Annotated in this window: 16 protein-coding genes; 4 read left to right on the top strand and 12 right to left on the bottom strand. The window is 32.8% G+C overall.

The features are described 5' to 3' along the window. Positions 1-7: 7 nt before the first annotated feature. The 4 genes from ACFSC2_RS19520 to ACFSC2_RS19505 form a co-directional block, all read right to left on the bottom strand. Entirely contained in the window at positions 8-469 is a 462-nt protein-coding gene (locus ACFSC2_RS19520) for a nucleotidyltransferase (protein ID WP_379813870.1), read from the bottom strand. Beyond that, positions 466-633: a hypothetical protein gene (locus ACFSC2_RS19515; RefSeq protein ID WP_379813871.1), complete on the bottom strand. Its 168-nt coding sequence runs from the start codon at positions 631-633 to the stop codon at positions 466-468. Before ACFSC2_RS19515 ends, ACFSC2_RS19520 begins: the two co-directional genes overlap by 4 nt. A 99-nt stretch (positions 634-732) precedes the next feature. After that, positions 733-3,192, bottom strand: a complete 2,460-nt coding sequence (locus ACFSC2_RS19510) for a YfhO family protein (protein ID WP_379813872.1) — start codon at positions 3,190-3,192, stop codon at positions 733-735. A gap of 49 nt (positions 3,193-3,241) precedes the next feature. Next, complete coding sequence (locus tag ACFSC2_RS19505; RefSeq protein WP_379813873.1) at positions 3,242-3,541, bottom strand: DUF4834 family protein; 300 nt, start codon at positions 3,539-3,541, stop codon at positions 3,242-3,244. Between the two features lie 123 nt (positions 3,542-3,664). On the opposite strand from ACFSC2_RS19505, the gene ACFSC2_RS19500 reads away from it, so the two are divergent. Both ACFSC2_RS19500 and ACFSC2_RS19495 read left to right on the top strand, forming a co-directional pair. Continuing rightward, positions 3,665-4,633 carry a transporter gene (locus ACFSC2_RS19500; RefSeq protein ID WP_379813875.1) on the top strand — a complete coding sequence of 323 codons (969 nt, stop codon included), beginning with the start codon at positions 3,665-3,667 and terminating at the stop codon, positions 4,631-4,633. A gap of 45 nt (positions 4,634-4,678) precedes the next feature. Then, positions 4,679-5,797, top strand: a complete 1,119-nt coding sequence (locus ACFSC2_RS19495; RefSeq protein WP_379813876.1) for a GTP cyclohydrolase — start codon at positions 4,679-4,681, stop codon at positions 5,795-5,797. A gap of 113 nt (positions 5,798-5,910) precedes the next feature. Here the strand turns inward: ACFSC2_RS19495 and ACFSC2_RS19490 are convergent, their stop codons facing one another. From ACFSC2_RS19490 to ACFSC2_RS19465, 6 genes are all read right to left on the bottom strand, one after another. Beyond that, positions 5,911-6,384, bottom strand: coding sequence for a hypothetical protein (locus ACFSC2_RS19490; RefSeq protein ID WP_379813877.1), 474 nt, complete (start codon positions 6,382-6,384; stop codon positions 5,911-5,913). A gap of 121 nt (positions 6,385-6,505) precedes the next feature. Next, on the bottom strand, positions 6,506-7,765 hold the full coding sequence (locus ACFSC2_RS19485) for an aminotransferase class I/II-fold pyridoxal phosphate-dependent enzyme (RefSeq protein WP_379813879.1): 1,260 nt from the start codon (positions 7,763-7,765) through the stop codon (positions 6,506-6,508). A gap of 145 nt (positions 7,766-7,910) precedes the next feature. After that, positions 7,911-9,137 (bottom strand): hypothetical protein, encoded by a 1,227-nt coding sequence (locus ACFSC2_RS19480; RefSeq protein WP_379813881.1) that lies wholly within the window; start codon positions 9,135-9,137, stop codon positions 7,911-7,913. 200 nt (positions 9,138-9,337) lie between these two features. Then, positions 9,338-10,069: an iron-sulfur cluster repair di-iron protein gene (gene ric / locus ACFSC2_RS19475; protein ID WP_379813883.1), complete on the bottom strand. Its 732-nt coding sequence runs from the start codon at positions 10,067-10,069 to the stop codon at positions 9,338-9,340. A gap of 100 nt (positions 10,070-10,169) precedes the next feature. Then, positions 10,170-10,697: an azurin gene (azu, locus tag ACFSC2_RS19470; RefSeq protein WP_379813884.1), complete on the bottom strand. Its 528-nt coding sequence runs from the start codon at positions 10,695-10,697 to the stop codon at positions 10,170-10,172. A gap of 18 nt (positions 10,698-10,715) precedes the next feature. Further along, on the bottom strand, positions 10,716-11,165 hold the full coding sequence (locus ACFSC2_RS19465; protein WP_379813885.1) for an RrF2 family transcriptional regulator: 450 nt from the start codon (positions 11,163-11,165) through the stop codon (positions 10,716-10,718). Between the two features lie 192 nt (positions 11,166-11,357). Here ACFSC2_RS19465 and ACFSC2_RS19460 point away from each other — a divergent pair, with 192 nt between their 5' ends. After that, positions 11,358-12,134, top strand: a complete 777-nt coding sequence (locus ACFSC2_RS19460; RefSeq protein WP_379813886.1) for an NYN domain-containing protein — start codon at positions 11,358-11,360, stop codon at positions 12,132-12,134. A 35-nt stretch (positions 12,135-12,169) separates the two neighbouring features. Next, a complete protein-coding gene (locus ACFSC2_RS19455) occupies positions 12,170-13,684 on the top strand; it encodes an FMN-binding glutamate synthase family protein (protein ID WP_379813887.1) in 1,515 nt (504 codons plus the stop codon). Positions 13,685-13,757: 73 nt separating this feature from the next. Here ACFSC2_RS19455 and ACFSC2_RS19450 read toward each other — a convergent pair whose 3' ends face one another. Continuing rightward, positions 13,758-14,192, bottom strand: a complete 435-nt coding sequence (locus tag ACFSC2_RS19450; RefSeq protein ID WP_379813888.1) for a hypothetical protein — start codon at positions 14,190-14,192, stop codon at positions 13,758-13,760. 256 nt (positions 14,193-14,448) lie between these two features. Further along, on the bottom strand, positions 14,449-14,850 hold the full coding sequence (locus ACFSC2_RS19445; protein WP_379813890.1) for a hypothetical protein: 402 nt from the start codon (positions 14,848-14,850) through the stop codon (positions 14,449-14,451). Between the last annotated feature and the right edge of the window lie 3 nt (positions 14,851-14,853).

Below are 14,853 nucleotides of genomic sequence, written 5' to 3'. Positions count from 1 at the left end.
TGCCTTTTTATTTATCTGTGTTAATTTTTTCAAGCTCCTCAATATCCAAAATATCTTTTGGCCTATTTGCAGCTTTCTTTGCAATGATCAAATTATCATAATCGATAAAATAAACAGGAGTATTATCAATTTGAACGACAGTAGCTTCTTCTAAGAGACTAGCAAAAGATTTATCTTCTAATCCTTTTACTGTAGTCATAATATCCAACCGAAGTCCATAACTCAAAGTAAAATCTGTCCATCCAGGAATAAACTGCATGGTTTCTATAGTTTCAAAATCACCCAAATTAATAGATTTTAAAGCCTTTCTAAGATTAATCCTGTTTTCTATCGTATCCTCGAGATAAATATCAACATCTCCAGTATTTCTATTATAGCCATAAATATTTACAGCAAAACCTCCAATGGTGACATACTTCACTTTGTTTTCAAAAAAACTATTCCAGATAGCAATAATTTGCTCATTCATCGTTTTTTACTTTGAATTATTTTAGCTTTTTTGAGTGTATAAGAAACTTCTATAATTGCCATTAAACGCTCCAACCTTTCTAAATAAGAAAGCGCTTTAATTTCAGCAATTCTTTTAGCTTCCAATTCCTCTGGAGTTCCATATCTTAAAACACTCTCTTCCATCCGATTAAAGATTAAAAAATATAATTATAAAGATACAAATTCTTTTTTCGCCTCAGAGATTCACAAAGTTTCCACTGAAGATCACAAAGAGTTTAAAAATTATTTTTGAGTATCTCCGTGATTTCTTTGTGAATCTTTGCGATAGAATTTTTCAAAATAAATTCCCGCAGCCAAAAGCAATAACATTACGATCGAGCTTACCAAAGTAATTGTCCCACCTGTTTTAATTACCTGTGGCTCAAATTTAAATTCAATTGTATGTTTTCCGCCCGGAATTTCCATTGCTCTTAAAACATAATCTACAGGGAAATGATTTGTCAATTTTCCATCTATATAAGCGTTCCAACCGTTTTTATAATATACTTCAGAGAACACTGCTAAACCGTCTTTCTCATTGTCTGATTTATATTTGATGTAGTTTGGCTTGTATTGTACGACTTTAATTGTCCCAGTTGTATCCCAAGCTTTCTTCGAACGTGCGTTTTCAAATTTACTTTCGTACTCGTGAACATTAAAAACAGCTACTTTTTTAGTATCAAGCGTATTTAATGCTTTCATTACATCGTCTGGCTTATTTACCAATTTAAGAGCACTTACAAACCAAGCATTTCCGTTGGCATCTGGATTTACAGTCGGAATTTCTTTTCCTTCTTTATCTGTTTGTATTACATACTTAACATTTAACATATTAAGTATTTCTAAATTGTTTTTAGCAATTTGGTAATCAAACAATTGTTGCATTCTTCTTGGTTTTGCCGCATGGTAACCTCCAATTGAATGATGGAAATAAGAAGCTCTTGCACTAGACATATTTCCGTTTATTTCAAAAACTCTGTAGTGAGTCGTATCTTGTAAAATCTGAGCATCTGCAGGTGTTTCCTGAAATGGTGCCGCAATCTGAACTGGGCTTACAAAATCTTTAGCAGAAACATATTTTTTATCTACAAAGAACAAATCAAAAATCATTAAAATACCAACAATGATTAATGTTGTAGTTTGAGAGAATTTGTTTTTTATAAACAACCATAAGATTCCGAAAGTGATCACAATAAAGAATCCAGAACGCAGTAAATCTGCATAATACATGGTCATTCTATCTTCTTTTAATGCGTCTACAAAACCTGGTCCGTAGCTTTCTAAGAAATATTGATCATTTGATCCTGTAAAATGGAAAAAGCTTTTTGCAATTACCAAAATCACTAGTACTCCTAAACCAAAAACTCCCGTTTGTAAAAGTGCTTTCTGTTGTAATTTTGGTTCCTCTTTTGCTTTAAAAAAGGACTGTAATCCCATAACAGCTAAAACTGGAAAGCATAATTCTAAAATAACCTGAATAGAAGAAACAGCTCTAAATTTATCATACATCGGAACGTAATCGATAAAAAAATCTGTCAGCAGTGAGAAATTTTTTCCCCAAGATAAAATCAACGAAACTAATGCGCCTCCAAGAAAAACATATTTTATTTTTCTGTCATCTATAAATAATGCTAAAACTCCTAAAAAGAAAACCACTACTCCAATATAAGCTGGCGCAGCAACAATTGGCTGATCGCCCCAATACGTTGGCATTCCGGAAACAAAATCTTTCGCATTAGATTCTGGAACTCCCTGCCCAATCATAAACTGGTACATACTGCTGTCTGGGCCAACATTTTCATGATTTGAACCTCCAAAAAGTCTTGGTGCAATTAGATTAAAACTTTCTGCTATTCCGTAACTGTATTCTGTAATGTATTCTCGGCTTAGAGCGTTTTCATTTTCTTTCTTTGATCCATCAGGATTATAAGTTAACTCACTATTACTTCTTGTACTGAATTTAGCATATTCACTTGTTGCAAGTAAATTTCCAGCATTGGCTCCAATAGCAAAAATTCCTGCAGTAAGTAAAACTCCTGTAGAAATTAAAAGCGGCTTGAATTCTTTGTCTTTAATAAAATTGAAAGCAAAATAACCCGAAAGTATCAATAAGAAAATCAATAAATAATAGGTCATTTGGAAGTGGTTGGCATTCACTTCTAATGCAACCGCAAACATGGTGAGCAAACCTCCCCAAATGTATTTTTTCTGAAAAACGAGTATAAATCCAGCAATAACCAAAGGCATGTAAGCAATGGCATGTGCTTTTGCATTGTGTCCGACACCTAAAATGATTATTAAATAGGTAGAAAAACCAAACGCAACGGCGCCTATAAAAGCTTTAAGCGGATCTGTTTTTAAAACCAACAGTAATCCGTAAAAACCTAAAAAGTAAAGAAATAAGTAATCTGCTGGTCTTGGAAGAAAACGCAGTAAATCATCAATTTTACCCACAAAATCATTTGGATAATTGGCTCCAAGCTGATAAGTAGGCATACCGCCAAAGGCAGAATTGGTCCAATAAGGTTCTGCATGTTCCGTAGCTCTAAAATCATTCTGCTCTTTTGCCATTCCGGTATATTGAGCAATATCGGACTGGAAAATCTGTTTTCCCTGTAGAACAGGATAAAAATAAATTAACGAAACAAAAATAAAGCCCAAGATTGCAAGGGCGTGCGGGTAGAACTTATTTACTATTTTCAATTTTGGTTGGTTTGGGTTAAAATGAATCCTATATTTTCAGGATGCAAATCTAATCTATTTCTTCGTAATCAACATAATCTCCAATTTTCTTGGTCTCACGCGGTTTTTTAGCATTTGCTGTATTAATGATTATTTCATCATTATTATTGGTCTGCGTATTCTGCCAAGAATTTGCTTGATTATAGTTTTGTTGATATTGCTGTTGTTGTCTCTGAAAATTTTCACTTGCATTCTCAACCGCTTTTTTTACCAAAACTGGCAAAAAGATTCTGGCTAAAAATTTGAAAATATAATAAAAGGCAATAATACCTAATATCCATCTTAAACCTGACATTGATGCTTCTTGCATAATTATATAATTTTTTCCAAAATTAATAAATCCGTTCTTTAAAAATAAAATATCAATCTTAAATAAATAATAAAATATGTACATTTGAAATGCGTTATTACTTTTTAACCCAAAAAAAAATTTATGTTCAAAATTAAAAACTTACTTGCCCCGGTACTTTTTTTTATTCCACAACTGTTTTTTGCGCAATATACTGACGTTATTAATTCTAACCGCCCCGGAAAAAGCATGTCTGCGTATGCAGTTGGAAAAACGGTCATTCAAGGTGAAATCGGTGTTTACGGCATTAAAGAAAAACACAATTTGCTAGATTATGACGCTACTGGTTTTGGTACCGATTTAAGCATTAGATACGGCGCTTTTCTTGAGCAGCTGGAATTTTCTCTTGATCTTCAATATCAAATGGAAAACTTTGACACGCCTTATACCAGCTACAAAAAAAACAATTTCAAACAAACTACTTTAGGAGCTAAATATCTTATTTATGATCCTTATAAAAATTACAAAAGAGAAGTAAATATCTACAGTTATAAAGCCAATCGTAATTTTCAGTGGCGCGAATTGATCCCTGCGGTTTCAGTTTATGCTGGGGCCAATTTTGTTGGAGCTGACAATCCGTATTATTTTTCTCGAGACGGCGCTGTTTCTCCAAAAGTCTCTGTAATAACACAAAACTTACTAGGAGGAGGATCATGGGTTTTTGTAACCAATTTTATTGCTGATTATATCTCTACAGATTATCCTAGCTATGGCTATATTTTAACATTAACACACGGATTCAATGACAGATGGTCTGGTTTTGTAGAAAACCAAGGATTTAAAAGCGATTTTTACAGCGATGCAATTGTGCGCGGCGGTGCAGCCTTTCTTTTATCACCAAACATGCAGGTTGATGCTTCTGTAAGTACTAATTTTAAGAATACTCCTTCTGTTTTATATGGTGGAGTTGGATTTTCTTGGCGTTACGACAAATGGTACAAAGAGAAAGTGATTGAGTACAAGAACAAAGAAAGAGCTAAAAAGAATGATGATAACAAAAAGCCAACTGATTATCAGGAAAAAGAAAGAAAACGTAAAGCTAAATACGAATAATACAAACAATCAAATATCTCTAATCTAAGAGCAAATACCTATTTAATGATTACAATTAAAGAAGCCAAAAGCAAAAAAGAATTAACTGAATATATCAAATTCCCTTTCTCTCTGTACGAAGGTAATCCATATTGGGTACCGCCTATTATTTCAGACGAGTTAGAGTCTTTTGATAAAACAAAAAATCCTGCTTTTGATAATGCCGAGGCGTATTTCTATATGGCTTACAAAGACAATAAAGTAGTCGGACGCATTACGGCAATCATCAATTGGTCTGAAGTAAATAATCAACATAAAAGAAAAGTGCGTTTTGGATGGTTTGATGTAATTGATGATATTGAGGTTACTAAAGCGTTGTTAGAAAAAGTTTTTGAATTAGGAAGAAAACACAATCTTGAGCACGCAGAAGGTCCGATGGGATTCTCAAACTTAGACAAAGTAGGCTTGCTTACAGAAGGTTATGATCAAGTTGGAACTATGATTACATGGTACAATCATCCTTATTATGTAACGCATTTGGAACAGTTAGGCTTCCAAGTTGAAAAGCAATATATCGAAAGTATATTTCCTTTTTCTAACGTAAAACCGGAGTTTTTTCAAAAAGCTCAGGCTTTGATAAAAAAACGTTACGAATTAAGATCTTTGACTTTTACCAAAACAAAAGACATTATGCCTCATGTAGACAAAATGTTCGATTTGTTTAATGAATCTTATGAAAAACTGGCTTCATTCGTTGCTATTTCTGATGTTCAAAAAGAATACTTTAAGAAAAAATATATCAGTTTTATCAATCCAGAATACATCAAATTTGTAGTCGATAAAGATGATAAACTGATTGCTTTTAGTATTGTAATGCCAAGTTTTACGGAAGCTTTACAAAAAATAAGAGGAAAATTATTTCCGTTTGGATTTCTACATCTTTTAAAAGCAAGAAAACACAGTAAAGATGTTGTTTTCTACCTGATTGGAGTACATCCTGAATATCAAAATAAAGGTGTTACTGCGATTATTTTTGACGAATATTACAAGACTTTTTCTGCAAAAGGAATTCAGACTTGTATTAGAACTCCAGAATTATTAGAAAACAATGCGATTCATTTACTTTGGAAAAACTTTGATCCAACAATTCACTGCCAAAGAAAAACGTATTTAAAGAATCTTTAAGCGAGAGTGTTATGAGTTATGAGTTTATTTATATCTAACCCTTAACTAAAAAATAAAAAAAAATCCATTCGCCCCCAAAACGAATGGATTTTTCCATTATAATCTATTCTTACTTATTTACAATCTACTTTGCTAAGCACATTTTTTTGATCGAATTTTAATTTCGATTTATCTTTAAAAGTAATTTTATTATTGGCTTCTACAGTTTCTCCGTAGCCTTCTATAAACGTAGCGTCTCTGTTTAGAAAAGCTACTTCACGAACAGAAGAAACTCCTTCAGATGTAAAAGTATATTCGGCAATAAGCGTATCTCCTTTCATGTTTCCAACCAAAATTCCTTCGTTTTTATCTTTTTCAGAATAGTTGTAGCTCAGCGTTCCATTTACTTCTTGATGCGAGTTTACATTGAAGCTTAAATCGACAAAATCATTATTGCCTGAATAACTATAACATTGTTTTCCAGATGGTTCAACAATTGTTGCTTCTTTAGGTGCGCTTGGAGCAATTTCTCCTGTCACCGGATCTTGTTTTTTACAGGCTGTCATGGCAGCCAAAATCATTATCGTTAGTGCGAATACTTTTTTCATAATCCTTTAGTTTTAGTGTTTTCGAATTATAAATTTACTTCAAATAAAAAAAATCCATTCGTATAACAAATGGATTCTTTTATATAATTCCCACAAAGGAGAAAAACTATTTTATATGAAGTTAAGAAACGTCAACTGTAGTTTTTTCAGCGATTTCTTTGTAAGTTCCGTTTACTAATTTTTCACGGATTGCTTCAAAAGCTGTTAAAGTTTCTTTGATATCTTCTAATGTATGAGAAGCAGTCGGGATCATTCTCAACAAGATAATTCCTTTTGGAATTACTGGATAAACTACAATAGAAAGGAAAATACCGTAATTTTCTCTTAGATCGTTTACCATTACCATCGCTTCTGGAATACTTCCTTCTAAGTAAACTGGAGTAATACAAGTGTTAGTATCACCGATATTGAAACCTTTTTCTTTTAAGCCGCTTTGTAATGCATTTACGTTCTCCCAAAGTTTATCTTTAATTTCAGAAGAATTACGAAGCAATTCTAAACGTTTCAAAGATCCAATTGTCTGAATCATTGGTAACGCTTTTGCGAACATTTGAGAACGTAAATTGTATTTTAAATAATCAATAACTGATTTATCTGCCGCTACGAAAGCTCCGATATTAGCCATTGATTTTGCAAACGTAGAGAAGTAAACATCAATTTCGTCTTGAACTCCCTGCTCCTCACCTGCTCCAGCTCCTGTTTTACCAAGAGTACCAAAACCGTGTGCATCATCAACTAATAATCTAAAGTTGTATTTTTTCTTTAAAGCAGCAATTTCTTTCAATTTACCTTGCTGACCACGCATTCCGAAAACACCTTCAGTAATAAATAAGATTCCGCCTCCAGTTTCTTCAGCCATTTTTGTAGCTCTCTGAAGGTTTTTCTCCATACTTTCAAGGTCATTATGCTTGTAGGTAAAACGTTTTCCCATGTGAAGACGCACACCATCAATAATACAAGCATGAGAATCAACATCGTAAACGATAATATCATTTTTAGTTACTAACGCATCAATGATAGAAACCATTCCTTGGTATCCAAAATTCAATAAGTAAGCAGATTCTTTCATTACAAAAGAAGCCAATTCATTTTCTAACTGCTCGTGGTAAGTAGTATGTCCAGACATCATACGAGCTCCCATTGGGTAAGCTGCACCAAATTGTGCTGCCGCCTCTGTATCTGCTTTACGTACTTCTGGGTGATTTGCCAAACCTAAATAGTCATTCAAACTCCAGTTAAGGATGTTTTTTCCATGAAATTGCATTCTAGGACCTAATTCACCTTCTAATTTTGGGAAAACATAATATCCCTCAGCTTGAGAAGCCCATTTCCCTAAAGGTCCTTTATTTTCTTGAATTCTTTCGAATAAATCTTTTACCATAATATATAGTGTAGTAATAATTTTAATGTAAACCGCGAGCAAAAATAATCATAATTATGTAAAGGAATAGTTTTGTCTTTTATTTTTATTCAAAAAATATTCTGAAAATCAATTAAAAACAGGAATATGCCTTTTTTATTTGAAATTATAAGATATCAAACTTGTTAAAACTTGATTTTAAAAGTGAAATTAAAATAAAAACTAAACCAAAAACCATAATTATACTGCTTAATATTATATTTTGATAATACATAATGATGGTTTGTCCTGTTGAATAGAAATAAATTCCTTGAAGAAACAAAAGTATTTCAGTTAATATATATCCTAATACAAAACATTTTATACCGCTTTTTACTGCAGAAGATCTTGCACAAAGCATTTTATTCTGAAGCAATATTCCTAATATAAAGCCCGTAATAATTCCTAAAGTAGTTAAATGAATAAATCCGATGACAAAATTTCGGATTTGATGCGAAACAAGTCCAATATTTGGGAAAATCGTTATCAACTGAATTGCGATTTTCAAAAATAAAGAACATACTGACAAACCGTAAACCAATTGGGTTGTTGAATTTAATTGTTTTTTGAAACTGCTTATTTGAGGCTGCAGCATTTTATAGAAATACATAAAGCCCGCAAATTGCATCAAAACCCCAAGAGTATTTATATAACTTAAAAAGTCTCTTTCGACAAACAACCGAATCGGAAAACAAACTGTCAGCAATGTCGAAAAAATTAAAAGTAAATAGCACTTTTTAAACTTTATTGGAGCGATTTTTTCTTGAAACTGCTTTAAAAACAAAGCTAAAACTGCCAATATAAACCAGCCATTAAATTGAAAATGAAGAAAAAACTGAATAGCAGATTGATAAAAAACACTTTGTTTACCCAATGTACTTACAGCTGGTCCTAGACACCAAACGCCAAAAGTCGACAAAACCATAAACAAAAGAGAAACCAATAAAAGTCGATGCGCTGGAGATTTATCTCTTAGACTATCCTTCCAAACCAAACTACAAAAAACATAACTCAGTAAAATATGCATGGTCGAAAACACAATCGAAAACAATGCGTAACCTTGAACGGGAAAAGAAATCATCATTCCGATAACCGAAAACTCTGTCAGCCAAAATAACCGATTGTAGATTGGTTTCTGGCTTTTTTCTTTTGGAATAAAAAAATATACAATTAATACATAAATCATTAAATACACCCAGCCTAACATTGCGGTGTGCGAATGCGCATGAAGCAGAAAACTGTAATTTAAAACATCAATAGGAAACAGATACATGAATCGCATTAACAGCCCAAAAAGACAAGCAATCAGGAAATTAAAAAAACAGCAGATAATCCATGTTTTTTGTGAATTCATAAATGAATAAATTTTATTTAGAAACATAGATTGTGTAATCGCAAAAAGGCGTTTCACTTGCATTAATAAAAATAGCTATGTTCCTATATGTTTAATCTTGATTTCAATCTGTTAAAAATAAGATTTCTTGAAATCAAAAACACCGATAATTATCATGTTTAGACATTTTATCGGCGTTTTCGAATTATTAAAATTACCCTTTATTCTACTTCAGCAAAATCTTTTTCTAAAAGAACTGCTTTTGGAAATAAGATATTATTTTCCAAATGAATGTGTTTATGCAGATCTTCTTCAAATTCTTTCAACATAGCAAAAGTTACCCTGTATGTTGTACAAGCATCTGCCGGCGGCGTATAATTATTTGTCAATGCAGCAATTTCTCTAAACCGATCTCCTTCGTTATCATGCTCATGCATCATCATCGCGATTGGATTTGAAACAGTTCCAAAAGAAGGCTGCGATAAAATTCCGTCAGCATCTTTAGTTTTTACCATTCTTTTCACAAATGGAAACAATATCAGTTCTTCTTTTTTCATGTGCTGCGATAATTCGCCAGCGCAATCAATAAACAATTCATTGATTCTGAATAATTCAGGATGGCCCGCTCCGTGAACTTTACATAATTTATCTAAAAACGGAAGTAATACATTTGTTTTTTCTTCTACATATTTATGATGCGTTTTTTCAATATAATCTACCATTAGATCTAACGGCCAGGAATTAAAATCAATATTTCCGTTATTTTCCGAGTTTAAAACCTCATAAACATTTTCTAAAAGCATATCAGCATTTATATCTTGCTTATCGCAGACTTCTGTAACCGTTCTGTTTCCTTTACAGCAAAAATCAATTTTATATTTAGAAAATACTGCCGCTGTTCTATAATCTTGAGCCACAAAAGACCCAATTGTTTTGTTTTTTAAATTTTCCATGATAATTTGTTTTAATTGATATTTCAATAAAAGACATTTTTATCTTTTATTTGTTTTTAAAAAAACTCCAAATCTTTTTTAAGGATTTAGAGTTTGTTATTTATTCTACAACTAATACTCCTTTCATCATAGCCACGTGGCCAGGGAAAGAGCAGATAAACGGATATGATCCTTTTTTATCAATTGTAAATTCGATAGTATCTTCTTCTCCGCCTCCTAATAATTTAGTATGCGCGATAATTGAAGCTTTTTCAGATTCTGGAATATAATCTGTTGCTTTGGCATCATTGGCTTTTAACGCAAAAGCACCTTGATCTGTTCCTTCTTGCAAAATCACTAAATTATGTCCCATTGCTTCTTTAGGAATTTTTCCAACATGTTTTAAAGTCAATTTGATTGGTTTTCCAGCTGTTGCTTTTAATTCGTTGGTATTAAACTGCATTTGGTCATTTCCTTCAATAACCAAAACATTTTCTTCTCCTGTTTGCGTTACAGGCGCCGCCTCTCCTTCTGTAGAAGTTTCGGTAGTTTCTGTCTGGTCAGTTGGAGCTGTTTCTTTTTTTCCGCAAGATGTTACTGCTAAAAATCCCATAAGGATCATTATTGAGAACTTGGTTTTTGTGTTCATTTTTAAGTATTTATAATATTAATTATTTGTATTTAAGGTTTTTAAAAAGAAATCTCCCGATTTTACGCCAGATGCAAGTTGTTCTAATGTTGTCTGTGTGAGCATTTCGAACAAAAGACCGCGAATTTTTTTAAAATCATCATGAACAGGGCAAGGATGTTCTTCTGAGCATTCCTTAAGTCCGATTCCACAGCCCTTATAAATTCTGTCACCGTCTATAGCGTCTACAATTTGAATGAGTTTTATTGATTTTTGAATTTCATTAGAAACTTCAAAACCGCCGCCGACGCCTTTTGCCGAATGAATAATTTTATTCTTGGTTAAAATCTGCATAATCTTGGCCGTAAAAGGCTCAGGCGAATCAATTTCTTTGGCAACATCTTTTATTCCAACCCTAATCCCTTTTGCGGATTTGGAAGCAATAAAAATGGAAGCTCTAATTCCGTACTCACACGCCTTTGAAAACATAATAGATCAATTATTTTTATACAAATGTATTCAAAACTACAATAAAAGACAAAATTATCTTTAATTATTTTTTTTGAAATGTTTTTCTTATTTATAACCATAATAATTTAGGGATTTATTAAAAGTCGAACTCGGATTTTATTCTATTTTAGTTTTATCTTTGATAGATGATAATTTTGTAAACACACAAAAATGCCTTTAAATAACACAAAAGATCTAAAACTGGCTGTTCTTATCGATGCTGATAATGTTCCGTACAGCAACGTAAAAGGTATGATGGAGGAAATAGCCAAATTAGGAACTCCAACAACCAAACGCATTTATGCAGATTGGACTAAACCCAATGCAAACGGCTGGAAAGGTGTTTTGCTGGAACATGCCATTACTCCTATTCAGCAATACAGTTATACAGTTGGAAAAAATTCTTCAGATTCTGCTTTGATTATCGATGCTATGGATTTGCTTTATTCGGGTAAATTAGACGGTTTCTGCATTGTTTCCAGCGACAGCGATTTTACGAGACTTGCTGTAAGACTACGTGAATCGGGAATGAAAGTGATCGGAATTGGAGAAAAGAAAACACCAAATTCGTTTATTGCTGCCTGTGACAGATTTATTTACATTGAGGTTTTGGATGGCGCAATTCAGAAAAAGAAAACCAAAACTATTACTGATGTTAAAAAACCTGTAGAAAAACCTTCTGACAAAGCACTTCACAAAATAGACAAACAAACTATTGAACTTATAGAAGACACTATTACTGATATTGAAGATGACGATGGATGGGCATTTCTCGGTGATGTCGGAAATCTTATTGTGAAGAAAAAACCTGAATTTGACCCTCGAAATTATGGTTTTTCTAAACTTACTCCGATGCTGAAATCACTAACCGATATTCTCGAAATTGACGAAAGAGAATCAGACAAAAAAGGAATCAAACACGTTTACGTACGTTTAAGATTCAACTAATTATCACATTTATTACCTTTTAATTTTTTAAAAACATGAGAAAAAAATTCTTTATTTACGGATTCTTATTGTTTCTAATTGTTGCCGCAATTTATTACCAGTTCAAAGTTGGTCTTTTACTCCTTGTACTATTACCTATATTATTAATAGTTGGAGTTTACAACGCTATTCAAACCAAACATGCCATTTTACGAAACTTTCCGGTTTTGGGTTATTTCAGATATTTATTTGAAATGATCGCACCAGAAATTCAGCAGTATTTTATTGAAAGATCTACTGACGGAAAACCTTTTTCTAGAAATCAGCGCTCTTTAGTATATCAAAGAGCTAAAAATATTGATTCAAGTACGCCTTTTGGAACGCAATTAAATCTTAATAATGATAGTTACGAAGGAATTAAACATTCTATTTTTCCAGCAAAAGTAAACGAAGAATTACCGCGTGTTATCGTGGGCGGAAAAGATTGTAAGCAACCTTACTCGGCTTCTCTTTTTAATGTTTCGGCAATGAGTTTTGGTTCTTTAAGCGAACACGCCGTTCGTGCCATAAATCTAGGTGCAAAAAAAGGTAATTTCTACCAAAATACAGGCGAAGGCGGTTTGACTGAATTTCATCTTGCCGGAGGAGGCGATATTACCTGGCAGATTGGAACAGGATATTTTGGATGCCGAGATGCTGAAGGAAATTTTAGTCCAGAAAAATTCTCTGAAAAGGCCAATCTTCCGAACGTAAAAATGATCGAAATTAAGCTTTCGCAAGGTGCAAAACCTGGACACGGAGGTGTGCTTCCCGCTGCTAAAAACACAGAGCAAATTGCAAAAATTAGAGGTGTTGTTCCTCATACGATGATTCTTTCGCCTCCAGGGCATCATGCTTTTTCGGATGCAAAAGGATTGATTCGTTTCATTAAGCAACTGCGCGATTTATCTAACGGAAAACCAATCGGATTTAAATTATGTATTGGTAACACGGCCGAATTTGAAGAAATCTGCCAAGAGATGATCGCAGAAGATACCTATCCAGATTTTATTACGGTTGACGGTGCCGAAGGCGGAACGGGCGCTGCTCCTTTAGAATTTGCCGATGGTGTAGGAATGCCTTTTGAACCTGCTTTGATCTTCGTTAATAAAACACTTGTTCGTTTAGGAATCCGCGATAAAATGCGAATTATTGGAAGCGGTAAAATCATTTCTGGGTATTCTATTTTACATGCCGTAGCACTTGGCGCAGATATGTGCAACAGCGCACGAGGATTTATGTTTTCGCTTGGCTGCATTCAAGCGCTTCGTTGCCATAATAATGAATGCCCGACTGGAGTTGCCACGCAAAACAAAATGCTGATGAAAGGTTTGGTTGTTACCGATAAATCCGACCGTGTGTATCATTTTCATAAAAATACACTACACGCTGCAAATGAATTATTAGCTGCTGCAGGAAAAAATAGTTTTGCAGAAGTTGACATTAACATCTTTATGCGTGGAGACGAATTTGCTCATTTATCTGATGGTTATTTTCCAGATAATCTTAAAAACGTAACTCAGTTTTCATAAAAAAAACAAAGCCTCTTTAGAACATAAAGAGGCTTTGTTTTTTTATCTAAAAGTGTATTTTTTCTCAATAGGCTTAAAGCTTTGCTGTTTCTTTGTTATCTACTGCGCCGCCTTTTTCTAAAACAGCTAATTCTTGTTTATCTACCAATTGCTGTGCTAAAATAGCATTATTGTAAGCTAAAAAGTAAACATCAAAAGAAACTCCCTCGTTAATTAACTCTGTAGAAATCTGATTATTCTTAATCATTTCCTGTAAAAGTTGTGGAAAAGATTCTTTATAAGCTGCCATGTTAGCTTCATTTTCTTCCAAATTGGTTTCTATTCTAATTTCAATTTTATTGTCATTTAAAAAGGCTTTGGCGGCTGTACTTGTAATTCCGTGCCCTTTAATAGAAGATGAATTGTTGTAGGTACTTACATGTTCTTGAATTTTTTGCTTTGTATTTTTACAGCTCACTAAAAATAGTGCAAATGCTAAAGCAAATGCGATTTGGGTAATTTTTTTCATAAATTTTTGGTTTTATAGTTACTTTTTAACTCAAACATAATAAAATTAGAACATAAAAACAATAAAAATCCATCAAAAACAAAAGGATAATTATTTGAATACAAACTAATTATACCAAAAAAGACCTCGTTTTGTAAGAATAAAAACAAGCGGTCCTCTGCTTAAAATTGTAATGACCATAAAAAAAGTCTCTCTAATTTAGAATTAAAAAGACTTACTATTATGTAGGAATAAAAATAAACTAAAAGTATATTTTTTACTTCAAAAATTCTTTAATCGATTCATTATCTAGAATTTCTTTATCTAAAACTGTATTATCATTCGCTAAAAAATAAACATCAAAACGAACTCCTTCTACGATTAAATCCTGCGGAATCTGATCTTTATGAATCATTGTTTTCAATAATTCAGGAAATGATGTCGCAGCAGCCGCTTTGTTTTGATCTGTTGGTTCTAGACTAGTTTCAAAACGCAATTCTATTTTATTATCATTAATGTAACCTCTGGCTGTAGTAAGTGTAACATCTTTGGCACTAAAACCTGCTGCGTTACTATTATAAGTAGTTACATATTCCTGCAGTTTCTGTTTCGTATTTTTACAACTTATAAGCATCACAGCAAAAGCGACACAAAATAGAATTCGGCTAAATTTTTTCATGAG

The organism is Flavobacterium artemisiae (assembly GCF_042678225.1).
GTDB lineage: Bacteria > Bacteroidota > Bacteroidia > Flavobacteriales > Flavobacteriaceae > Flavobacterium > Flavobacterium artemisiae.
The sequence above is the reverse complement of the archived record's forward strand: the minus strand, read 5'-3'. Positions and strand labels throughout refer to the sequence as shown.